Source organism: Oceanisphaera arctica (assembly GCF_002936955.1).
Lineage (GTDB): Bacteria > Pseudomonadota > Gammaproteobacteria > Enterobacterales > Aeromonadaceae > Oceanimonas > Oceanimonas arctica.
On the sequence record NZ_MPZM01000018.1, the window covers coordinates 1 to 22393 of the forward strand.

The 22393-nt window shown below is 57.1% G+C and carries 19 protein-coding genes and 1 other RNA gene; 8 read left to right on the plus strand and 12 right to left on the minus strand.

Going from position 1 to position 22393, the window contains the following annotated elements:
* Positions 1-88: 88 nt before the first annotated feature.
* Positions 89-655 carry a UPF0149 family protein gene (locus tag UN63_RS09665; protein WP_104486555.1) on the minus strand — a complete coding sequence of 189 codons (567 nt, stop codon included), beginning with the start codon at positions 653-655 and terminating at the stop codon, positions 89-91.
* A 151-nt stretch (positions 656-806) separates the two neighbouring features.
* Between UN63_RS09665 and zapA the strand changes: the two genes are divergently transcribed.
* The 5 genes from zapA to rpiA all read left to right on the plus strand — a co-directional run bounded on the left by zapA (position 807) and on the right by rpiA (position 3666).
* The gene (gene zapA / locus UN63_RS09670; RefSeq protein WP_104486556.1) at positions 807-1106 is read left to right on the plus strand and encodes a cell division protein ZapA; all 300 of its coding nucleotides are present in this window, start codon (positions 807-809) and stop codon (positions 1104-1106) included.
* 28 nt (positions 1107-1134) lie between these two features.
* Positions 1135-1317, plus strand: a non-coding RNA gene (ssrS, locus tag UN63_RS09675) — 6S RNA.
* Between the two features lie 116 nt (positions 1318-1433).
* Positions 1434-1664 (plus strand): VF530 family protein, encoded by a 231-nt coding sequence (locus tag UN63_RS09680; protein WP_104486557.1) that lies wholly within the window; start codon positions 1434-1436, stop codon positions 1662-1664.
* 290 nt (positions 1665-1954) lie between these two features.
* Entirely contained in the window at positions 1955-2533 is a 579-nt protein-coding gene (locus UN63_RS09685) for a 5-formyltetrahydrofolate cyclo-ligase (protein WP_104486558.1), read from the plus strand.
* A gap of 473 nt (positions 2534-3006) precedes the next feature.
* Positions 3007-3666, plus strand: a complete 660-nt coding sequence (gene rpiA / locus UN63_RS09690; protein ID WP_104486595.1) for a ribose-5-phosphate isomerase RpiA — start codon at positions 3007-3009, stop codon at positions 3664-3666.
* A gap of 37 nt (positions 3667-3703) precedes the next feature.
* Here the strand turns inward: rpiA and modC are convergent, their stop codons facing one another.
* From modC to modA, 3 genes are read right to left on the minus strand one after another with little or no spacing between them, the layout of a single operon-like run.
* Positions 3704-4768: a molybdenum ABC transporter ATP-binding protein gene (modC, locus tag UN63_RS09695; RefSeq protein WP_104486559.1), complete on the minus strand. Its 1065-nt coding sequence runs from the start codon at positions 4766-4768 to the stop codon at positions 3704-3706.
* On the minus strand, positions 4765-5442 hold the full coding sequence (modB, locus tag UN63_RS09700; RefSeq protein WP_219821113.1) for a molybdate ABC transporter permease subunit: 678 nt from the start codon (positions 5440-5442) through the stop codon (positions 4765-4767). The genes modC and modB overlap by 4 nt, the downstream gene beginning before the upstream one ends.
* Positions 5443-5472: 30 nt before the next feature.
* Positions 5473-6228, minus strand: coding sequence for a molybdate ABC transporter substrate-binding protein (modA, locus tag UN63_RS09705; protein WP_219821111.1), 756 nt, complete (start codon positions 6226-6228; stop codon positions 5473-5475).
* A gap of 185 nt (positions 6229-6413) precedes the next feature.
* On the opposite strand from modA, the gene UN63_RS09710 reads away from it, so the two are divergent.
* Complete coding sequence (locus tag UN63_RS09710; RefSeq protein WP_104486561.1) at positions 6414-7205, plus strand: TOBE domain-containing protein; 792 nt, start codon at positions 6414-6416, stop codon at positions 7203-7205.
* Positions 7206-7741: 536 nt separating this feature from the next.
* On the opposite strand, the gene acnA is transcribed toward UN63_RS09710, so the two are convergent.
* Entirely contained in the window at positions 7742-10456 is a 2715-nt protein-coding gene (gene acnA / locus UN63_RS09715; RefSeq protein ID WP_104486562.1) for an aconitate hydratase AcnA, read from the minus strand.
* Between the two features lie 284 nt (positions 10457-10740).
* On the opposite strand from acnA, the gene rimK reads away from it, so the two are divergent.
* A complete protein-coding gene (gene rimK / locus UN63_RS09720; RefSeq protein ID WP_104486563.1) occupies positions 10741-11643 on the plus strand; it encodes a 30S ribosomal protein S6--L-glutamate ligase in 903 nt (300 codons plus the stop codon).
* Positions 11643-12662 (plus strand): succinylglutamate desuccinylase/aspartoacylase family protein, encoded by a 1020-nt coding sequence (locus UN63_RS09725; RefSeq protein WP_104486564.1) that lies wholly within the window; start codon positions 11643-11645, stop codon positions 12660-12662. The genes rimK and UN63_RS09725 overlap by 1 nt, the downstream gene beginning before the upstream one ends.
* A 43-nt stretch (positions 12663-12705) precedes the next feature.
* On the opposite strand, the gene serA is transcribed toward UN63_RS09725, so the two are convergent.
* From serA to UN63_RS09760, 7 genes are all read right to left on the minus strand, one after another.
* A complete protein-coding gene (gene serA / locus UN63_RS09730) occupies positions 12706-13935 on the minus strand; it encodes a phosphoglycerate dehydrogenase (RefSeq protein ID WP_104486565.1) in 1230 nt (409 codons plus the stop codon).
* Positions 13936-14096: 161 nt separating this feature from the next.
* Positions 14097-14810 carry an SIMPL domain-containing protein gene (locus tag UN63_RS09735; RefSeq protein WP_104486566.1) on the minus strand — a complete coding sequence of 238 codons (714 nt, stop codon included), beginning with the start codon at positions 14808-14810 and terminating at the stop codon, positions 14097-14099.
* 55 nt (positions 14811-14865) lie between these two features.
* Positions 14866-15360 carry a hypothetical protein gene (locus tag UN63_RS09740; RefSeq protein WP_104486567.1) on the minus strand — a complete coding sequence of 165 codons (495 nt, stop codon included), beginning with the start codon at positions 15358-15360 and terminating at the stop codon, positions 14866-14868.
* A 47-nt stretch (positions 15361-15407) separates the two neighbouring features.
* Positions 15408-19067, minus strand: coding sequence for a retention module-containing protein (locus UN63_RS09745; protein ID WP_104486568.1), 3660 nt, complete (start codon positions 19065-19067; stop codon positions 15408-15410).
* 124 nt (positions 19068-19191) lie between these two features.
* A complete protein-coding gene (locus UN63_RS09750) occupies positions 19192-21102 on the minus strand; it encodes an EAL domain-containing protein (RefSeq protein WP_104486569.1) in 1911 nt (636 codons plus the stop codon).
* A 2-nt stretch (positions 21103-21104) separates the two neighbouring features.
* Positions 21105-21791, minus strand: coding sequence for a transglutaminase-like cysteine peptidase (locus UN63_RS09755; RefSeq protein ID WP_104486570.1), 687 nt, complete (start codon positions 21789-21791; stop codon positions 21105-21107).
* On the minus strand, positions 21791-22390 hold the full coding sequence (locus UN63_RS09760) for an OmpA family protein (RefSeq protein ID WP_104486571.1): 600 nt from the start codon (positions 22388-22390) through the stop codon (positions 21791-21793). The genes UN63_RS09755 and UN63_RS09760 overlap by 1 nt, the downstream gene beginning before the upstream one ends.
* Between the last annotated feature and the right edge of the window lie 3 nt (positions 22391-22393).

A 22393-nucleotide genomic window follows, 5' to 3' on the forward strand; every position in this document is an offset into this window, starting at 1 on the left:
CGCTCAGGCCCAGCGCCAGCACGGCGCCGACCATGCCGCCGCCGTTGATTACCACATCATAATGGGTCATAACGCTGAGCTGTCGTGATTAATGCAAGGTGGGGCGTTTAGGGGCAGCCTGACCCTTGCCGAACTCTTCAAACGCCAGGGTGGCGCCCAGCTTCAGGTGTTCATACAGCACCACGAAGGCGGTTTCGCTTTCTTCGTCTTCCTGATCGAAGTCGCTGGCAACCTGGGTGATGCTGCTGATGTCCTGGATCATTTCCTGCAGTTCGGGTGAGGCCTTGTTCAGCTCCACTTGCACCACACCGAACCCGGCCAGAAAGGCGCCGGCCCACTCCATCATTGCATCCAGCCGCTCATCCAGCGGCTCGTCATCTTCTGGCATCAGCAGTTCGAATCGGCTCTGGCTGACCAGCTCGTCATAGACTCGGCTAAACAGCAGGTTGACCGCTTTTTTCAGCTCTGAGGGCAAACCAAAATCGTCGTTCAGCAAGGCATTGAAATGCTCCTGCCAGCGGGCGTCGTCCTTGGCCATGCCGCCGCAGATAAGACCGCAAATAACGCCATGTACTTCGGCGGCGGTCACCACCATATTGTGGTGTTCCAGCAAGGTGGTGAAGGCGTCGTAGTTGAGACGGGCGTTGTCGTTCATCATTTACTCTATTGGCAAAAAGGTGGCGGATATGGGGCAGATCCTAGCATTCTGACCACGCTCAGGCCAGCAACCCCTTGAAACTTCTGGTGCGCCGCTATATAGTCGCCAGAATTTCATAGCCTATTGCAATCAGCTATCTGAGGATCACATGACCACAGCGGCAATCGACATCGTTATTCTCGGGCGCCCTTACAAGGTGGCCTGTCCTGTTGGGCAGGAAGCGGCATTGCAACGGGCATCCGATATGCTCAATGAGCGGATCCACAAGTTCAAGCAGGGCGGTAAAGCAGGCTCCAATGAGCAAATCGCCATTATGCTGGCCCTGAACGTGTGCCATGAGCTTGAGCTTGAAAAAGACAAGAACTACCAATATGCTGATGCCATGGACAAACGCATCAAGATGCTTCAGCATACGATTGAAGACGCCCTGGCCAGCAAAGTAGGCTAGGTATAGGAGCGTTTAGATAAAAGTTTAGCTTTCCCTGGGGTGTCCGTCAGTCGGGTGGCGTCCCTGAGCCGATAATCACAGCACAGGAAAGCCGTGTTATTTACTATTGAGCATGCTCGGCCCGACCGAGAAGCCTGCGGTAGATACCGGATTTCCGCCTTGAACCAACGGGTTCAAGGACTAACACCTGCAACGGCACCCTGGGGATCCCCCTCTGTTATATAAGTTACATGACCTTGTGTCGCCTCGGCGCAGCGTCCTCCCTATCCGATATGCAAAATCCTGTTACAATCTTCACGAATAATTTTCGTGACAGGTAGCCATTGAATGACTGAACAACCCAAGAACCCGCTGCACGGCATCACCCTCAAGGATCTGCTGACCGAACTGGTCGAGCGTTATGGCTGGGAAGAGCTGGCCCGTCGGGTCAATATCAACTGTTTCAAGAAAGACCCCAGCATCAAATCCAGCCTGACCTTTCTACGCCGCACCCCTTGGGCACGTGCCGAAGTGGAAGAATTGTATGTTCGGCTGAAAAGCAGTCCCTGGAATCACTGAACAGCCGAGAGGAGTGAGGTGACTTCAATCCCATTAAGCCCCAGATCACCTTGTCGGATTTGAATCCAGAGGCAACACAGCCGCCTCCCACTACACGCTACGAGTACATCCATGTAAGCTCGGAAATGCCATCTGACCGCCATGGAAGGCGGGAATGCCGGAACGGCAGGAGCATTTTCCGGCCATGGCATTTCACGGTCGCGGGAGCCGTTCTCTGTTGCCTCTTTTTTGAACACCGAGTGGCCCGCATCTCACACTTCACGATGGATTTAATGAGCAGGAAGCAATATATGAGCGAAAGACATCATATAAGACAGCAGATACGACTGGCTCGTCGCCAGCTGACGACGGCAGAACAACAAGCGGCGTCCGAGGTGATCATCCAGCATGTGGCCGATGCCTCTCACCTGGCCCGAGCCGATAAGGTGGCGCTCTATCTCGCCAACGACGGCGAGCTGGATCCCCAGCCCCTGATCGACTGGTATTGGTCTCAGGGCACCCGGGTGTACCTGCCGGTGCTGCACCACTTCAGCCCCGGTCATCTGCTGTTTCTTCGCTACGATCCCGATACTGCGATGACGGCCAACCGCTTCGGTATTCCCGAGCCCAGGCTCGATATTCGCCTGTTGCTGCCAAAGCAGGAGCTGGACATCATCTATACCCCGCTGGTCGCCTTCGACTCCACTGGCAATCGCATCGGCATGGGCGGTGGTTTTTACGACCGCACCCTGGCCGCCTGGCGCCATGGTCTGGGACCGCGCCCTGTGGGTCTGGCCCACAATTGCCAGCAACTACCCGCCATTCCCACCGACAGCTGGGATATTCCCCTGCCGGAACTGATCACACCTGATCAACATTGGCGCTGGTAAAAGCCATCGGATTAAAAAATCGATCTTTTTGACTGTTATCTCAATCCCAGACAAAGGGCCCGCTCCGCCGACACGCCGTGAATACATCCATGTAGGCTCCGCCGCGCCATCCTTGGCGCGGAGGGTCGGCGGAGCAGATCCCTTTGTCCTCCCTGATGCCAAGGAGCTGCCTGTTAGCGTCGTCTACAGACAACTCGGTGATCGAGAAGAGACAACAGAGATCGACTACCACGACCGTGAAATGCCATGGACGGCATTTCCGAGCCTCAGGGATGAGTTTATGGCGTGTCGTGGGAGGTGGCTGTGTTGCCTCTGAACCCGGGTTAAAAAATGATCAGACCTTTATTCAAACTGGTATAAAGCCGCATGCAAGGCAAGTGTGCTTTGCTATAATGCGCACCACCTTTGTAGCAGACGGCCACGGGCAGCAGACCGCCGTAAGCAAGACAGCCCTGAGCGAGAGAAAGAAAGTAATGACACAAGATGAGATGAAAAAAGCCGCCGGTTGGGCAGCGCTGGATTACGTGACCCCGGGCACCATCGTCGGTGTGGGCACCGGTTCGACCGTGAACCACTTTATCGACGCCCTGGGCTCGGTGAAGGACAAGATAAAGGGTGCCGTCTCCAGCTCCGAAGCCTCTACCGTACGCCTGAAAGAGCTGGGCATTCCGGTGTTTGACCTCAACGACATCAGCGAGCTCAACGTCTATGTGGATGGCGCCGATGAAATCGACGGCAGCATGGCCATGATCAAGGGCGGCGGTGCGGCCCTGACCCGGGAAAAAATCGTCGCCGCCGTGGCCGATCGTTTCATCTGTATCGTCGATGGCACCAAAACCGTAGAGGTGATGGGCAGCTTCCCGCTGCCGGTAGAAGTGATCCCCATGGCGCGGGAATACGTGGCCCGCGAGCTGATCAAGCTCGGTGGAAAGCCTGTGTATCGGGAAGGTGTTATCACCGACAACGGCAACCATATTCTGGATGTACAGGGCCTGCAGATCACCGAGCCCAAGGCTCTGGAAGCCCGCATCAACGCCATCGTCGGCGTGGTCACCAATGGCCTGTTCGCCGAACGCGGCGCCGATGTGCTACTGATTGGCACCCCGAATGGCGTGGTCCGCAAAGGCGCCTGATCGCGTCTGGCTGCGTCCGCCCGGACGCAGCCGTTTATCAGTCAACCAGTGCCGCCGCCTTGATCAGGGCGTAGCATCCACTCCCCGCTGTCAGTTGCAATTGCCCGACCGAATAGGCGGACAACTGCGCCGGAATCTGCTGGCCTCCGGCAAGCTTCAGCATCAGTAACACCCTCCCCTCGGAATTCGGCGTCAGACTCTGCACCCTCGCCGGCAGCTGGTTGAGTATGGAAATATCGGGTACCGGTGTCAGGGCCACGCTGACGTCACTGGCCAGAATGCGCAACCGCGCCGGGCCGTCCCCGGCGGCATGCGAACCCGCCAGCCACAGCCGGCCGGCATCGCAGTCAAAGGGCCGACGACCATCGGCCAGGGTCTGTTCGAGCCGGCCTTCCAGAATGGCGGCGGCTTCATCATTCCTGAATAAGGGACTTCGGGGCCGGGCCAGGGCCTGCTGCAGGCTGTCGTTGTGGGTAATGCGCCCTCGCTCCATCAGCAGAACCCGGTCGGCCAGCCGCTCCACTTCTTCCGGCGCGTGAGTGACATAAAACACCGGCACCCGGGCCTGAGCCGATAACCGTTCGAGCAGGGGCAGTATTTCTCTTTTCGCTCGGGTATCGAGCGCCGACAGCGGCTCGTCCAGCAGCAGCAGCCGGGGGCTGGTGAGCAGGGCCCGGCCGATGGCTACCCGTTGGCGCTGACCGCCGGACAGCTCGGTCGCCCGCTGCCGCAACAGCGGCCCTAAACCCAGCCAGTCGATGATCTCGTCCCTGTCGTCCCTGCGCTGCGCCACCGGCAGTCGCCGCCAGCCATAATCGAGATTGCCCTGCACCGACAGGTGCGCAAAGAGGCTGGCCTCCTGAAAGACGTAGCCGAGCCGCCTTTTATGGGTTGGCATGAAAAAGCCGTCACTCTGCCAGCATTGGTCGTCGAGCCAAAAGTGGCCGGGACAGCGCTCCAGACCGGCCATGGCCCGCAACAGGGTGGTCTTGCCGCAACCGGAAGGGCCAAACAGGGCGGTGACGCCGGTGGCGGGCAGCTCGACGTCCACCTCCAGCCGGAAGTCTTTTCGTTGTACGGTAAAGGCCGCCTTGATGGTCATGGATGCACCACCGCAAAGCGCCGGTTGAGCGCATACACCAGCAGCAAGATGCTGAACGACAACACCAGCAAGATGCCCGACAGCAGGTGCGCGTCCCCGTATTGCAGGGTTTCGACATGATCATAGATGGCGATGGAAATCACCTGGGTCGCTCCCGGTATATTGCCGCCGATCATTAACACGACGCCAAACTCGCCCAGGGTATGGGCAAAGCCGAGCACCACCGCCGTTAAAAAACCATTACGGGCCAGCGGCAGCACCACGGTAAAAAACCGGTCGAGCGGTGAGGCCCGCAGGGTGGCAGCCACTTCCAGCGGTCGTCGGCCAATGCTGGCGAAGGCGCCCTGCAAGGGCTGCACCACAAAGGGCAGAGAATAAAAGGCCGAGCCGATCACCAGACCGGTAAAACTGAAGGCCAGGGTGCCGCCGCCCAGCGCTTGGGAGGTCATACCGAAGATGCCGTTCGGCCCCAGCGCCAGCAAGAGGTAAAAACCCAGCACCGTCGGCGGCAAGACCAGTGGTAGCGCCACCACCGCCTCCACCAGCGTCTTGAACCGGCAACGACTCTGGCTCAGCCACCAGGCCAGCGGCATGCCAATCAGCAGCAACACCAGCACGGTGACGGCCGCCAGGCGCAGGGTCAGCAGCAGGGCTGCCAGATCATCCGGAGACAGCAACATCCTTCTTCCTTCCGTCAATAAGGATTATCGGGCTGCGACCACGCCATAGCCGTAGGACTCGATCACTCTGGCAGCCGCCGGCGAGCGGAGATAGTCCAGCAGATGCCGGGCAGCTGTGCCCTCTTTCAGCAACACCGCCTGCTGCACTATGGGATCGTACAAGTATTCCGGAACCTGCCAGTAAGAGCCGTCGGCAAAGACGTCGTCTTTGAAAATCTGGGACTTGGCGACAAAACCCAGCTGGGCGTTCCGGCTGTAAACATACTGATAGGCCTGGCCGATGTTTTCGCCCCGTACCATCCTGGGTTGCACCGCCTCCCAACAGCCCAGCGTCTCCAGCACCTGCTGCGCGGCGCGGCCGTAGGGCGCGGTCCTCGGGTTGGCGATGGCGAGAAAATCAAAGTTCTGCGCTTTCAGTACCTGCAACGTTTCATCGACCACATCGGCGGTCGGACTCCACAGCACCAGTTTGCCCAAGGCATAGGTGAAACGGCTGTCGGCGATGGCGACCCCTTCTTCATCCAGCAGGGTCGGACGCTCTTCATCAGCCGCGAGAAAGACATCGAAAGGCGCCCCGTTCTTGATCTGGGCATAGAGCTTGCCGGTGGATCCGGAAGACACCAACACCTTGTGCCCGCTTTGCTCGCCGAAGTTTTTACCCAGCTGTTCCATCACATCTATGAAGTTGGTGGCCACCGCCACCCGAATTTCATCGGCAGCCAGCGGCGCGGAGCATCCCAGCAGAGCAAACAGCAGGGGCAAGTACGGTGTCTTCTTCATATCTTCATCCATCCACTGGCTATATAAAAAGATACATAATGACTGGCACTCTATCGCTGTATAAATAAAAACACAACGCTTCTTGTCTCTAGGTCACCCAGGAGTGACAGAGCCGCCGGGGATAATCATTTGAACACCGGCTCCGGCTTCGCCACAATGGCGCCAGTCGACTTAGAGGACTCCCGATGGAGCTGCAACTACTGCTGAACCTGCACAGCCAGGATAAACTGTTCGTTAATCCCCGGCGCATCCGCCTGCTGGAGCAGATCCGCGCCCAGGGCTCGATCAGCCAGGGCGCCAAAGCAGCCGGTATCAGCTACAAGTCAGCCTGGGATGCGGTCAGGGAGATCAACACACTGGCCGACCATCCAGTTGTCGAGAGCGAAACCGGTGGCAAGGGCGGCGGCGGCGCCCTGCTCACGCCCTATGGCGAAAGGCTGCTCAAGGTTTATCGCCTGCTGGAGCAGATAGAGCGCATGGCGGTAAATGCCCTGCAGGACGAGTCCACCTCCCTCGACAGCCTGTTGTCGGTAGTGGCCCGCTTCTCGCTGCAGACCAGTGCCCGCAACCAGTTTTTTACCCGGGTACTCTCACTGGATCCGACCGACCTCAGTCGCAAGGTTTGTTTACAGATGAACGGCGGCACCCAGCTCTATGCGGACATAACCGAACGCAGCAGCCATCGTCTGGGGCTGGCTCCCGGCAAGGAAGTACTGGCGCTGATCAAGGCACCCTGGGTGCAGCTTGAGCCGGAAAATACGGCGGTGGCCGACGACCGCGATAACCGCTTGCCGGGAATCATTACCGAGATAGTGCCGGGGGAAGAATTCGATGAATATGAACTTAAGCTGGATCAGGGCGAGCCGCTCTGTGCCCTGCTGTCAAAAACGGACAGCCACCGACTGCAATTAAACACCGGCGACCGGGTACAGGCCCGCTTCGCGCCCTCCCAAGTGATTCTGGCAACCCTGGGTTAAAAGGAAAGCTGTCAGCTTTAAGCGATCAGCCTGCTTGTATCGCTCAAAGAGGCAACAGGGTTGCCTCCTCCGACACGCTTCGGTGAAATGACACGAACTGTTTCAGCCTGCTGCGAACATTCACTGGATGTTCGGTCAGGCTGCAACCGTTCGTCACGGCGAGACAAGCTCGCCCCATGTAACGCTCAGCACATGCCATCTGACCGCCAGGGATGGCGGGAATGCCGGAACGGCAGGAGCATTTTTCGGCCATGGCATGTGACGGTCGGCTGAGGCAATCCCTGCAGCCTCTTCCATGATGAGGAGCTGTCGGCAGGTGGTGCCATCAGACGACTCCGCTGCCGGTGGAGGACAAAGGGAATCTGCTCAGACGACCATCTGACCGCCATGGACGGCGGGAATGCCTGGACGGCAGGAGCATTTCCCGGCCGCGCCAGGGATGGCGCGGCTGAGCCCCCAGGGAGGGGTTTACAGCGTGTCGGCAGAGTAGTGCCCTTTGCCCGATTTCCTGCTGCCATCAAAGCTGACGGCTTCCTTTACGCCAGCATGCGTCGGATCACGTAGTGCAGTATGCCGCCGTGCCGGTAATAGGTCAGTTCGTTACCGGTATCGATACGACAGCGCACCTTGATCTCCTGCGCCTTGCCGTCGTCCCCTTCTATCTTCACCACCAGCTCCTTGCCGGGCGTCAGGTCATTCAGACCCTTGATGCTGATCAACTCGTCGCCTTTCAACCCCAGGCTCTCGGCACTGTCGCCGATAAACTCCAGCGGAACCACGCCCATGCCAATCAGGTTGGAGCGGTGAATACGCTCGTAAGACTCGGCAATCACGGCGCGCACCCCCAGCAATAAAGTGCCCTTGGCCGCCCAGTCGCGGCTGGAGCCGGTGCCGTATTCCTTACCGGCCACCACCACCAGCGGCACCCCTTCTTCCTGATAACGCATGGCGGCGTCGTAAATCGACAGCTGCTCGCCACTGGGGTAATGCCGGGTTTCGCCACCCTCCACGTCTTCCAGCATTTGGTTACGAATGCGGATATTGGCAAAGGTGCCGCGCATCATCACCTCGTGGTTGCCGCGGCGAGAGCCGTAGGAGTTGAAGTCTTTACGCTCCACGCCCAGCGACTGCAGGTACTTGCCCGCCGGACTGTCGGCCTTGATACTGCCGGCCGGAGAAATATGGTCGGTGGTAACCGAGTCACCCATAATGGCCAGCAACCGGGCCTGAGCGATGTCTTCCACCGGCTCCGGCTCTTTGGCCATGGTCTGGAAAAACGGCGGATGCTGAATGTAACTGGAGTCTTGCTGCCAGTTGAAGGTGCTGCTGTCTTCCACTTCGATGGCCTGCCAGCGCTCATCACCATCGAATACCGCGGCGTATTCCTTATGGAACATCTCTCTGTTGACCAGCTCCACCGCCTCGGCAATAGCCTGCTGCGAAGGCCAGATATCTTTCAGATAAACCGGCTTGCCGTCTTTGCCGGTACCGAGCGGCTCGCGGGTCAGGTCGACATTCATGCTGCCGGCCAGGGCGTAAGCCACCACCAACGGCGGTGAGGCCAGCCAGTTGGACTTCACGAAGGGGTGAATTCGCCCTTCGAAGTTGCGGTTGCCCGACAGCACCGCCGCCACGGTCAGGTCGTGTTTTTTAATGGCCTGCTCGATGGGATCGGGCAAGGGGCCCGAGTTACCGATACAGGTGGTGCAGCCATAGCCGACCAGATAAAAGCCCAGCTGTTCCAGGTAGGTCATCAGGCCGGCTTTCTCAAGATAGTCGGTCACCACCTTGGAGCCCGGCGCCAGCGAGCTTTTGACCCAGGGCGCCCTCGTCAGGCCCTTCTCGGTCGCCGCCTTGGCCAGCAGCCCGGCGGCCATCAGCACGCTCGGGTTGGAGGTGTTGGTACAGGAGGTGATGGCAGCAATGACCACGGCGCCGTCTTTCAGCTTGTAACGGGTACTGTTCAGCGAAAATTCGGCTTCCAGCGACTGTCTGGCCGCCACCGCCGTTTGCCCGCCCTCGCCTTCCAGACAGTCTTTCTGATCCTGATCTACCCGGAGTTCACAACTCTGGCCGAATATCTCGGGTACCTTCGACAGTTCGACCCTGTCTTGCGGCCGTTTGGGCCCGGCCAGACAGGCTTCCACCTCGCCCATGTCCAGGCTGAGGGTATCGGTAAACATCGGCTCGTCGCCGGCATGTCGCCACAGCCCCTGCGCCTTGCTATAGGCTTCAACCAGTTCCACCTGCTCCTCACTGCGACCGGTGAGGGTCAGGTAGCGCAGGGTTTCTTCGTCTACCGGGAAGAAGCCGCAGGTGGCGCCGTATTCCGGTGCCATGTTGGCGATGGTGGCGCGGTCAGCCAGCGGCAAGGAGGCCAGACCGTCACCGTAGAATTCCACGAACTTGCCGACCACGCCTTTGTTACGCAGCATCTGCACCACCGTCAGCACCAGATCGGTGGCGGTAATGCCTTCTCGCAGCTTGCCGGTGAGCTTGAAGCCCACTACCTCGGGGATCAGCATCGACACCGGCTGGCCCAGCATGGCCGCCTCGGCCTCGATGCCGCCCACGCCCCAGCCGAGGATCCCCAGTGCGTTGATCATAGTGGTATGAGAGTCGGTACCGACCAGGGTATCAGGGCAGATGACCGTAGTGCCGTCCTGCTGTTGTTGCCAGACCGTCTGGCCCAGGTATTCCAGGTTGACCTGGTGACAGATGCCGGTGCCGGGCGGCACCACCCGGAAGTTGTCGAAGGTTTGCTGGCCCCAGCGCAAGAAGGCATAACGCTCACCGTTACGGGCCATCTCCATGTCCACGTTAGTGGCAAAGGCCTGCTCGCTGGCGAAGGCATCCACCATCACGGAGTGGTCGATCACCAGATCCACCGCCGACAGCGGGTTCACCTGCTCGGCCTTGCCGCCCAGCCGCCGTACCGCATCGCGCATGGCGGCCAAATCCACCACCGCCGGCACCCCGGTAAAGTCCTGCATCAGCACCCGTAACGGGCGAAAGGCAATTTCCCTATCAGACGCGCCCCGCTTCAGCCAGTCGGCCATGGCGGCAATATCATCCTTGGTTACTGTGTCGCCATCCAGGTTACGCAGCAGGTTTTCGGTCAGTACTTTCAACGATTTGGGCAGTCGAGCCAGTTCCTGGCTCTGAGGCAGTTTTTGCAGACAGTAATAAAGATAGGATTTCTGACCCAGGGTCAGCGTATCGGTAAAAGACGAAGTCAGACGGTCAGACATCATTCCTCCTTAGCGATGGAAGGGGCCGGTGCAAAGATCACCGGCACAGGCATGACTCTATTTAGACATAGACAGAGCCACAAAGGAAGAACATGCTCAAAAATCACCCAGCCAGACCGTTATTGGCGTAAAAACAGGCCAACACTGCTACGTTAAAGATATATTCGAATATTTTTGGCTTCAGCCCCGGTATTTCTTGTTGGCGCAATGCCGTTGGATAGCGTAGATAGAGGGCCTGAATTGTCTCCCCTGAATACCAACGGATAGAGAGCCGTGCCACACCCATGAAAATTGCCATTCTTTCACGCAATGCATCCCTGTATTCCACCCGCCGCCTGCGCGAAGCCGCCACGGCCCGGGGCCATGAGGTGCGCATCATCGATGCCCTCAAGTGCTACATGAACATCAACGACAACAAGCCCTCTATTCACTATCACGGTGAGGAACTCGAGCACTTCGATGCGATTATTCCGCGCATCGGTGCCAGCGTAACTTTCTACGGCACCGCCGTATTGCGCCAGTTCGAGATGATGAACGGTTATTCGCTGAACCACTCCGCCGCCATCAGCCGCTCCCGCGACAAGTTGCGCTCGCTGCAATTGCTGTCGGGCCAGGGCGTGGGCATGCCGGTAACCGGCTTCGCCTGCAAGCCCGACGATGTACCCGATCTGATCGACATGGTGGGCGGTGCACCGCTGGTCATCAAGCTGCTGGAAGGCACCCAGGGCATAGGGGTGGTACTGGCGGAAACCCGCAAGGCCGCCGAAAGTGTGCTCGAAGCCTTTATGGGCCTCAAGGCCAACATCATGGTACAGGAATTTATCGAAGAGGCCGGCGGCGCCGACATTCGCTGCTTCGTGCTGGGTGACAAGGTCATCGCCGCCATGAAGCGTCAGGCAAAGGAAGGTGAGTTTCGTTCCAACCTGCACCGGGGCGGCGCGGCGCAGCTGATCCGCATCAGCCCGGAAGAACGCAAGACCGCCATCGCGTCTGCCCGGGCCATGGGCCTGAGTGTGGCCGGGGTTGACCTGCTGCGTTCCAAGCGCGGTCCGCTGGTGATGGAGGTCAACTCATCGCCGGGCCTGCAGGGCATCGAGGTTGCGACCGGCAAAGACGTGGCGGACTTGATGATCCAGTACATCGAAAATAACGTCCATAAAAAGACCAAGACCCGGGAGCGAGGCTAATGGTCGTTCCTTTTCACATCGCCGGGGATCAGGTTGCCCCGGGCCAGCGCAAGGTACTGCAGCTGGCGCTGGCCCAGCTTTATACCCAATCGCCGCTGACGGTGCCGCTGGAAGTGGTGCACGGCAAGCATGCCGGCCCAGTGCTGTTGATCTGCGCCGCCATTCACGGCGACGAACTCAACGGCATCGAGATCGTCAATCAGGTATTGAGCCGGGTCAACCCGGCCCGGCTCAAAGGCACCCTGATCGCGGTCCCTGTGGTCAATGTGTTCGGTTTTATTCACAAGTCGCGCTATCTTCCGGACCGGCGGGATCTGAACCGCTGTTTCCCCGGCTCGGAAAAAGGCTCGCTCGGCTCACGGGTGGCGCATTTTTTCGTCGATGAAATCGTCAACAAGTGCTCGCACATCATCGACCTGCACACCGGCGCCATTCACCGCTCCAACCTGCCCCAGATCCGGGCCCAGCTGGACTGCGACATCACCCGTGAGATGTCCGAGAGCTTTGGCGCGCCGGTGATCCTGGACTCCAGCATCCGCGATGGTTCGCTGCGGGCAGTGGCAGAAAGCCGCGACATTCCGGTGATCCTGTACGAAGCCGGCGAGGCCCTGCGCTTCGACCCGGTGGCCATAAAGGCCGGTACCCGCGGCGTATTAAACGTAATGCGCACTCTCGGCATGCTGAAGCCCTCGGTGACTAAAGCCCGGATGAACCCGATGATCGCCAAATCCAGCGCCTGGATCCGTGCCGAGCAAGACGGTCTTTTACATCTCAAGGCCCGACTGGGTGACAGGGTGAGCAAGGGGGAATGCCTGGGTACCATTACCGCGCCGCTGGGAGCGGAGGTCTGTGAAGTGATAGCCCCCAAGGGAGGCATAGTGATTGGCTGTCTGACCATGCCCTTGGTTAACGAAGGGGATGCGGTCTACCATATTGCCAGCTTTGACGAGGTGAAACAGGCCGAGATAAGCGTGGAGCGTTTTGTGGACGAACTCGATATCCATCCGCAGACATTATAAAAAAAAGGGGCCCAGGCCCCTTTTTAATGGCTAATGCTTTAAATCAGTGCAAGATTCGGGCGCGAATGGTGCCCTCGATGCTCTTCAGCTTTTCCAGCGCCTGATCGCTTTGTGCCGTTTCCACTTCTATGACCACATAACCAATCCTGGGCGAGGTCTGCAGATACTGGGCCGCGATGTTGATATCTTCGGCGGCAAAGGCCTGCACTATCTGGCTCAGAATACCCGGCTTGTTGTGGTGAATATGCAACAGGCGGCTGGTATCGGGATGCTCGGGCAGAGACACCTCGGGGAAGTTGACCGCAGACAGGGTAGAGCCGTTATCGGAATATTTGATAAGCTTGCCGGCCACTTCATAACCGATATTTTCCTGGGCTTCCTGGGTGGATCCACCGATATGCGGCGTCAGGATCACGTTATCAAACTCACGCAAGGGTGACACGAACTCTTCGTCGTTGGACTTGGGCTCAACCGGGAACACATCGATGGCGGCTCCGGCAATGTGCTTGCTGGCAAGTGCTGCGGCCAGTGCATCGATATCCACGACGGTTCCGCGAGAGGCGTTGATCAGAATGGCGCCCGGCTTCATCATCGCCAGCTCTTCGGCACCCAGCATGTTCCTGGTCTGCGGGGTTTCCGGCACGTGCAATGACACCACGTCGGACATATTCAGCAGCTCTTGCAGGCTGGCTACCTGATTGGCGTTACCCAGTGACAGCTTGCTTTCGATATCATAATAAGACACCTGCATACCGATACCCTCGGCGATAATGCCAAGCTGAATACCGATATGGCCATAACCGATAATACCCAGGCGTTTACCACGGGCTTCAAAGGAATGATGGGCGGTTTTCTGCCATTCGCCGCGATGGGCCAGCGCATTACGTTCGGGAATACCACGCAGTAACAGCAGCAGTTCACCCAATACCAGTTCGGCCACGCTGCGGGTGTTGGAGAAGGGGGCATTGAATACCGGAATACCGCGAATTTCGGCGGCGCTCAGATTGACCTGATTGGTACCGATACAGAAACAGCCGATGGCGACCAGCTTGTCGGCGACGTCCAGTACCGCTTCTGTCAGTTGGGTCCGCGAGCGCAAACCGACGAAATGAACGTCTTTGATGCGTTCTTTCAGTTCATCTTCCGCCAGCGAGGTTTTCAGGTAGTCGATGTTGCTGTAACCCGCATTTTTGAAAGATTCAACGGTGCCCGGGTGTACCCCTTCCAGTAATAAAATTTTAATTTTTTCTTTATCTAAAGAATGGTTAGCCATTACCTGGTCCTTTATGACTGCTGCGTTAGTATCACCATAAAGTACCAAAAACATCGCCTTTAGGGAATTTATGTAACCAAAGTCACGTTTTTTTAAGTTATAAATTTTTTTTAATCTTCCCGCTGTAAATATGGCGATTCCATTCGCCTCCTCGGTGCCGTTCAGTCCAGATTGAATACCACTTGTACCCGGTCGGTAAACTGGATTTCATTCTGTACATAACTGGCATCCAGCGCTTCTTGCGAGGCCATTTTGTTCATCATGCCAAAATGCCGGGGGGGCACCGTCGACTCCTGAGGCTGATACTCGATGGCATAGACTCCACCCAGCTTGTGCCCGAATTCCCGAGCCAGTTCTTCCGCCAGATCCTTGGCATTGGCTACCGCCGCCAGCCGTGCTTCTCGATGTAATTCGTCTGCATTGCGCCGGCCGTAACTGACCTGCTGAATTGTCTGAATACCCTGTTCCAGTATCTTGTTCAGGGCCTGACTCAACAGATCCAGATCATACAATCGCACGCTGATCTGGCGTTCGGCCTGATAACCGACCAGCTTGGGGCCCTCGCCGTTCTTCGGATAAGTATAATCGGGACGGGTGATCACGTTGCCGCTGTCGATGTCCTTCTTGCCGATCCCAAGGTTCGCCAGGCTGCTGAACAGCGCCGCCACTTTGGTGTCCACTTCTTCTTTCGCCAGCCGGCTTTCCGGCTTGAGCGCGGTCACCGCCACCGACAGGGTCGCCATATCGGGAGCCACCCGTATTTCCGCCTGTCCCTGTGTCACCAGATGGGGATTATCGGGAACGGAGATGGCAAAGGTGGTAGAGCTGAACAGCAGAGGCAACAACGAAAGGCTACCCAGTGAAGAGATACGCATAATAAAGCCTCATGATAAGCAAGCGCCAAGGTCGCCCCGGATGGGGACAACCTGTTTAATCATGATGACTATACACCGCCAGCCAGTTGATCACATCGTCGATCAGCTCACCGTCGAGGTGCGCTGTGTCAGCCGAAGTCGCGACCAGTATCGGCTCCAACTGCTCGCTTTCGTAGAGAATGTCGTCCAGATCCAGCACCACCAGCTCGTCGGTGGCCATCGACTCGGCCGACTCCGGTAATATCAGAACATTCGATGGCAACGGCATTCCTTCTTCCATTCCTGGTGGATAGACAGCCAGAGAGACGCCCATCTCATCCAGAAGAATGATGTCCCCCGGAGCACCCGGCCCGGACAAGAACCACCGCTGCCCTTCGAAGTCGATGGTAAATGCCGCCACCGACTCCCCTTCGCCATCGAAGAGCTCAACCTGCTCCAGTGCATGGCCGCCGAGTGGCCAGGGTATACCGACACCGTCGTCGACCAGAATATCCTGGCCATCCCAACGATAGCTGACCCCCTGCAGTAGAACCGTGGTCACCTTGGCCATATTCACCTCTGTGTCTGTCAAGAAAAGGCGGTCGTCCCGCCCTTATGTCAGCTGTCTACCACCAGAGTCTGTTCAACCAGCATGGCGTTGATGAGGTCCGCACTGCTGGCCGCCCCGTACAGATCCAGCAGATCGACGTTTTCAAAACGGATTTGCTGGCTATCACCGCCACCGCCGCTCGGGGATACCTGCAGTAGGGTATCGCCGTTATCCATGCTAAATGTCAGATAATCGGAAATACTCCCGGATTCCTCACCGACCAGCAATGCCTTGAGATCGAGGATATCGATGCCTTTTGTAAAGTCCTTGATGATATTGACCGAACCGGCATCGGCCTCGGTAAAGCGGAAGGTATCGATCCCACTGCCACCGGTCAGAATGTTATCGCCCAGGCCGCCATTCAACACATCATTGCCTCCCCCGCCATTCAGGGTGTCGTTGCCTGCACCGCCCAGCAATACTTCATCGGCATCGGTGCCTGACAACGTAAAGCCCGATGCTTCCTTTCCGCTTCCCTCTATGGTGATATCGAATGCGGTACTGACCATATCGCCATCGCCATCGGCGGCATCGATACTGAAGCTGAGGTTGACATCATCAGGGAAGATTTCTTCGTATACGGTGATATCCAGCAGACGGTAATCACCTACTGACGACCCAAGCTGCAATTCATCAAAGCCGCTGGCTTCTATCGCCTCGGCAGACCCATGTGTATAGGTCATCGTCGAGCCGGCGACAGGATCCAGAATATTGAAAACCACCTTATCACCTTCGCCGGTACCGGCAGGAGGCGTCCAGGTCCCCGCCGAGACCAACAGCCCTGAACTGAATACCGCCCAGGTCAGTATATCGATGCTAGTGCTTTTGTTACTTAGCTTGTTAAGGGTAAAACTCGTGTTTGAAATATCCGAGCTAAACGCCACCTTCATCACATCGCTGCCATTGATGCGATTATCGTCTATGCCCATGCCGTTGTTGGATGAGTTGATCCCCTTTTCACCAGGACTTGGATGCAGCTCGGTGAAGGTTGCAGTAATACCGTTGATCGAGAGATCCAGGCTGGTGACCGGCCCGCCGGGGGTGAGCCCGGTCAAGGCCTTGGTTACCGCAATGACGGGGTCGGGATTGACCAGCTCGAAGTCATAGTTGCCATCCGGATGCAGGGTCAGAATAAAATAGATGTCCCCGCTGCCATCATTCAAGCTTGCGGTCAGCACCGAGGAACCGTCCGGATTGCTGACGGTTTTGTAAATCAATGCATCGCTGGGGGGCGTGCCAGACAACGTCTGTGAACCCAGTCCATCTGCACCGAAGGCAATGTCAACCATACCACTCAGGGTACCGGCGAAATTACCCATGACACCGTTCTGCACCACATTGACGACGGGTATGTCATCCACGATATTGATATCCAGCGAGGCGATATCGGTGGCGCCCTGAGTGTCACTGATAAACACCTGATAGTGTTCGCTCAGGCTGTCCTTGCCGGCACTATTATGCAACAGGGTGTTATCTTTCAGGGTATAGCTATAGCTGAAGGTCCTGCTAAGTTCGTCATATCCGGTGATCACCAGCAGGCGTCCCGCATCATCGACAATCACGACCTCTCCGTCACCGTTGCCCTTATAGGCGCCGTTCTGCAGGACCTTGACACCAGCTATCGTCAGATCCTTGACGGTTCCTTCCGCTTCATAACTGAATACCCCGGTTTTTACCAGTTGGTTCGGCTGGGGATCCGTCCCCAGAGGAAGATGCTGTTCATACAGGGTCTGCTCCCCTCCCGCTACATCCAGCCCCAGCAATCTGATGCTGGTATCTCCATCTATGATGGTGATCTCCAGCCTGGCAGCGCTGGTATCACCATCGCTGTCCACCATGTTATAGAAAAAGCTTTCCGTGGTGTCATTATCCACATTACCGGGGCCACTGTAACTGAAGCTGCCATCGCGGCCTATGGTCAGAATACCGCCAAGTTCGGTCAGGATATCGACCATGCCGGACTCGGGAACTGTGTAGGTAACAAGGAAAGTCCCATCGCCTCGATCGCTGACGGTGATACCTTCCTGATTCTCATAGGCAGAGGCATCGGAGACCAGAATGGCAACAGATATCACCCCACCCAGGCCATCCGCGCCGGCCACATCATTGAGCAATACATTACCGGTAAGCAAGGTGGGATTGGGCACCGTACCTTGCAGGGCATCGTCCAGTTCTTCAGGATCCATGATGATCAGCGTGGTATCGGTGCTGTTACCGACTTTATTGAGCTCGGCAACGGCAGATTCGGGGATACTGATACCCACGGCGATAACATCGATACCATTGTCGTCGACAAACGCTTGCCAACCGTCTGGGGCCGTACCGGCATTCGGGTAGCCATCGGACAGGAAATAGACCTTGTGCTCATAATCCGGCAAGCTGTTGAGTTGCTCGCCCAGGATAGTCTGTGCATCTCCCAACGGATCGGTGTAATTGGTCGTGCCGTTGGCGGTCAGCGAGTTGATATGGGCAATGGCTTCCTCGACCGACAGGTTATCCGCACTGTTTTTTACCCTGGAGCCGAAATCAATCACACTGATATTCAGATTATCGCCAATTTTCTGATAACTGTTGATCAGATTGATCAGGGCTTCCTTGGCCAGCTCAAGTCGGTTCGGGGAGCCAGCGACACCGGTATCTCCCGGAACACCGGGGCCATCGATGATCCACCCCATGCTGCCCGAGGTATCGATCACCAGTACCAGGTTATAGCTGGGCAAACCACTCTCGCTCACCTGATAACTGTCGTCCACAGCCACAGGGCCATCATCAAGCACATTGATGGTCAATCCCGCCGAAGCCTGATCACCATCGTCGTCGGTGACCCGAACATCAAACATATCCTTGAGAATGTCTTCATCGGCTATCTTGTCGGCAATGGGGTGATCGGTCGCGCCATTCAGATCGTATTGCCACCGATAAACACCATCAACCAGAGTCACCACCAAGGTGCCATACTGGCCGGCAACCGTCCCTCCCCCGGTAACATCAATCCAGTCGCCATTGGCCAGCCGAACCTCAATCTTCGCCAGATCGTCGGTACCTGTGTCGATATCAAAGTATCCGGTGGCCGATTCATTATTACTGGTTGCATTAGTTCCCCCGGGCAAGGCGCTTTCTTCAACAAAGGCGCCACCTTCAGGAAGCTGGGGTAAATTCCCCGGCGGGGTTAATGGCGGATCGATAATGACCACCAATTCCGGAATAGAGTCAGGCTCATCCTCCGGCAGCACCCGCAGCTGCGAGGCAAACGCCTCGGGTGCAAAACGTGTATCAAAACCCGCCTCAGAGATAACGGCATTCCCCTCTCTGTCCACCACCACGAAGCCAGCATTACCACTGCTGCCATCGAAGGTGGCTACCCGCGCCGCATTACCTGCGGCAGGAGCACCAAAGAGTTTGGTCGGGTCGAGTCCGGCCAGAATGACCGCCTGCATGGCTTCGGCATCCACCATGGCCACATCATCGGCGGGAGGGGTAGGTGACGTATCTGCTGACGAGGCGTCAGCGTAGACAATTCGGGAGTTGCTATCGGTCAGCAGCAGGGTGCCAGGCAGCAATACCTGTCCCGCACTGACGGGTTCTACGGTACCATCCTGGCCGATGATGAAGGCTTTCCCTTGCAGACTGACGATTTTAACAGCACTGTCGATTCGAGTGGTTTCCATGTCTTTGTATCCCTATTCGCCTTTTATTACCTTAAGGCTAGGGCCGAAAATCACTTAGATCCTGCTCAATATATAGGCAGCTAGCCGAAGGCCAGCCACCTGTTACATCGAAAAAATAGAACGATTAATCGAGTCGTCTGGGCGGACTGACAAAGCCCTGATAGGCATCCACATGCAGCGTTTTGAGAATATCGACCTGCCTGTCCGTTTCCACTCGAGTAGCGATGGTTACTGCGCCCATGTTATGCGCCGCGCGGCATACCGCCGCCAGAAAGGCATCGTCGTAACCCGGTTGTGCCACCTGGCTGGTGTAACCGTGATCCAGCTTGACGTAGTGAGGAGCCAGCCCTCCAATCTGGGTCAATAAATCGAAATGTCGACCGAAATGATCTATGCCCCAAGCCACCTTCAGGGAGGTCAGAGGCGCCGTCAGTGATTGCTTGCCAAAAGCAAAGGCACTTTCAGGCACGTCCAGAAACAGTCGGGAGCACACGCCGGTATGCCGGTCGAGTAGCAGGCTGAGTTCATGCCAGAATCCAGCCTGGTGGCAACTGTTCGAGGCAAGGTTCACCGCCAGTCGCAGTTCCGGCCGCTCCGTCAACAGCCTCAGCGCCCGCTGCACTATATGCAGGTCCAGTTTCACTCCCATATTGAACTGCTCTGCAACCGGCAGAAAATGGCCGGCACTGTGGATAGCACCGTCGTGGCGAATGCCGATATACAGCTCTTCATGATGCAGCTGCCCCTTGAAATCCAGCACCGACTGACTGCTCAACTCGAAGCGGTCTTCTGCCAACGCCTCTTCCAGTATCTTCTTCCAGGCCAACCGGCCTATCTTGTCTGCTTCCTGATGGTATTCGATCACCACGGCACCGGCTTCGTTCATGCGCGCCTTGTTCAAGGCATTATCGGCACTGGTCAGCAACAGACCGATATCGTCACCGGACTGCACCAAGACCCCTCCCACCACCGAGATATCCCGGCCATTCACCGGATCGATCACCAGATCGGCAATCAGGCGATTAATCTCGTCGCCCAGCAGTGCAAGCCGTTCGGCATCGGACTCCGGCACCAGCAGGGCATACTCGTAAGCGGAAATACGCGCCAGTGCATATTCGCCGAAGCGCCGGCAAAGCCGGCGCAGATGATCGGCAATGGCTCTCACCATCTGATCCCGGGCATCAAAGCCTTCATCCTGATATAGCTGCTCCAGCATATCGACCGCTATCAGCAAAACGGCGCCACCGGTACCATCGCCGATCCAGGACTGGCTCCGTGACACAAAATAGGCCCTGTTACCCAGTCCCGAAGTCTCATCCAGAAACGCCTTGTATCGAAGACGCTCCGCCTCATCGGCCTGCTCTCTGAACTGGACTTCCAGCTTGCCGGCCATGTTGTTGATGGCCGAGACCACTTCTCTGAGCTCGCGGGTGCCCGGCAGGGGGATTACCTTGCCAAAGTGATGCAGTTCAATTTCCCGCGCCTGAATTTCAATATCGTGCAACGGCTTCAGCAAATAACGCAATGCCAGTATCAGCAACCCCCACACCAGCAGAAAACAGACCACAAACCAGGCCGCCAGCCGGCTCATGCCCAGCCAGAGTTCGTGATACGCCTGCCCCGGATGCCCTTCAACATACAGTTTCCCCAGCTGTAACCAGCCAGAGGTCAGCACCGCTTCGTGCCGGGCACCGTCAAAGAGTCCCAGATCAACAAACCAGTCCGGCACGTCCCGGGGCTGAGCCTGATGTTCGCGGGTAATCTGCTGGCCGGCCGCCAGCAAGTCGAGTTGCACCTTACGATAAAAGCCCCCATCGAATACCGCATTGATCACCGACTCGGCGCCCAGGGTATCGCTGGTTTCCAAATAAGGTGTTAACGCCAACCCCAGCGAAGTGACGGTATTGATCACCGTGGTTTCCTGCTGTTGCGCCAGATAGCTTCGGGTTGAACTGAACTGCACCGAATAGGCCGTCATAAACAACAGGGCAAAGAGCAACAGCATGGTCACCAGAAGTTGCCGGTATAGAGTCATAGTTAGCCGTCCAAATTCATGCTGGGCCGCTGCAGTCGCTTGACATCGACACGGCCACGTAAATCATTCCAAAGAGACAGTCGTGATGCCTTGCCAGCCAGCTCGCCCTGACCTCGCTCACGCATCAGCCACAGATGTTGACCGTTAAAACTGTAAATAGGCTCAAGATCGCCGCGTTCCGTTGCCCGCCGAATGGTGCCGTCTAGATTATCCAGGATCAAAGGCACCGCGGACGCCGTCGGATAATAGGCAACCACCATATGAAACTGATTCAGTTCCAGCGCCTTGACGTACACCAGCCGCAGCTTGTCATCGTCAATGCCCAGCTCCCGCAACGAGAAATACTTGGCTACACTAAAGTCTTCACAATCACCGCCTCCCGCACCTAAAAATTCCAGTGGGGTCGCCCAGTAGTCGTTTTTGCCCCACAACTTGATATCGTCGATAAAATGCAGACGATTGAAGAAGATGTTGACCCGAGACAGGGTTTCTCTGTCGCTCCAGTCTGTAACCTGCCCCTCACGTACCAGTTGTCGCCAGCCACGAAGACGGTTCGCGGCCTTGTCACCATAAAACCGGTGTACCGCCTCGGCCATGTTTTCATCTTCATCCAGTAACGACTGGGCTGGCGCGCCAAGCACTATGCTCAGCACCGCCAGCCCACAGAGCCGGTGTAAAAATCGACCCATTATTTGTCGGAGTTTTCAACGCTATAGACATTCCAGCGCATTCTGGCTCCTTCCTTCATACTGGTCAGCGCTCCCACCACCCGTCGATTGGCGGCGGCAGATTGTTCATCTTCGCCCATCAGCAAGGGGGCGCTCTCACCATAACCGATGATCTCCAGGTGATTACCCTCAACCCCGGCTTTCATCAGGGCACGCCGCGCCGCTTCGGCCCGACGCTTGGACAGGGCCAGGTTATACTCGTCGCTGCCTACCTTGCTCGCATGCCCTTCCAGCAATAACTTAAGGTCGGGGTTTTGCTTCATGAAGGTCGCCATCTGGTTGATTTCATCCCGGTATTTGGGCGTGATCTCCGAGCGGTCGTGGGCAAACAGGATAATGATATCCTGCTGCAGCGCCTTATAGGCACTACCGCCACAGCCGCCGTTATCCACCTCCGAATTCGTGACCGAATCCAGACAGTTGTCCCTTGCGGTAATAACACCATCCCGATCGAGATCGCTCAGATCATAAGCCGCCACCGTTTCTCGCTCCGGCTCGGTCGTCAGGCTGGAACAGGCGGCCAACGGGAGTGTAAGAGCCAATAGAATCCATACTTTCATCAT